At 68.0% G+C, this 1273-nt stretch carries 1 protein-coding gene; it reads left to right on the top strand.

Annotation, left to right across the window (positions count from 1 at the left end; genetic code table 11):
* A partial coding sequence (locus tag ACOVRJ_RS11960; RefSeq protein WP_422044073.1) for an ISKra4 family transposase occupies window positions 1–1273 on the top strand: 1273 nt, incomplete at both ends.

The following is a 1273-nucleotide window of genomic DNA, read 5'->3' as shown; positions in this document are numbered from 1 at the left end:
GCCGTCGACTACGCCGCGATCGAACGCCTCTACGCCGAGCTGAGTGCCGCGATCGAGACGGCGGCCCACCAGTGCACTCTGGAGGCGGCGGCGGCGAACGAGCCCCAGCGCATCGAGATCGGCGGCGCGGTCTTCGTCCGCGTCGGCGAGGGCTTGGGCAACTACAAGACGATGACCGGCATCGCCCCTGCGCATCGAGGCATCTACCGCGAGCTCGGTGTACGCAACGGCAAGACCGTGGACCTGATCAGCCTTCGTGTTGGCGCGATCGGCGACGGTTGGTTGCCGCAGACGGCCCGCGCGATGGCGCACCATCTGCAGTCCGGAACGTCGCGCGAAGCGGAGCAGAGCGCGCGACAAGACTGCCGACTGCCCTACTCGCGCGCGAGCTTCGAGCGAGTGCCGCATCTGGTGGGAGAGCTGTGGCTCGAGCATCACGCCGACATCGAGGACGCCCTCATCCAGGCCTTCGAAGTCCCAGCCGAAGCCGCCTCGATCAGCGTGGCGATCGACCGCGCCAGCGTGCCGATGGAGGAGTTGGTGCCTCGACCGCCGGGCCGACCGCGCAAGAACGCGCCGAAGCGATCGGTGCGCCGAGTCTTTCACATGTGCTACTGCGCGACCGTGACCCTGCACGACCGGGATGGGCGCGCCCTGCACACGCTGCGCCGCGGTCAGATGCCTGGGCGCGATCCGCAGGACCTGTGCAATCTGCTGGCGAACGACGTGCTCGTGCTGCGAGAGAAGCGTCCCGACCTGTTGCTCACGCTGCTCGCCGACGGTGCCCCCGAGATGTGGAACCTGCTCGAGTCCAACTTCCCCGTCAGCGTGTTCGGTCGCCTTCACCGTTGCGTCGACTTCTGGCACGTCGTCGAGAAGCTCTCTGCTGCAGCCAAGGCGATCGCCGGTGACGACGCTGCGGCCAGAGCGATGAGCTGGGGCTGGCGCCACCAGTTGCGGCGCCGCAAGGACGCGGCCGAGTCGATCCGAGACGAGCTTCTGGCTTCGGGGCGGGCCGAAGTCGTGATCGACGGCGATCGGCCAGTGCACGACGCGATCACCTACCTGAGCAACAACGCCCATCGCATGAACTACGCCGGCGCCATCACGAAGGGCCTGCCCATCGGCAGCGGCAACGTCGAGGCCACGTGCAAGACGCTGGTCGGACTGCGCATGAAGCGCTGCGGCTCTCGCTGGCACCGCGACACCGGGAATCACGTGCTGCATCTGCGGGCGCTCGCGATCAGCGACCGCTGGGACGACGCCATGGACA

Origin of the sequence: Roseateles sp. (genome assembly GCF_049240545.1) — a bacterium.
GTDB lineage: Bacteria > Pseudomonadota > Gammaproteobacteria > Burkholderiales > Burkholderiaceae_C > Paucibacter_A.
This window is presented reverse-complemented; position numbering and strand designations above follow the sequence as displayed.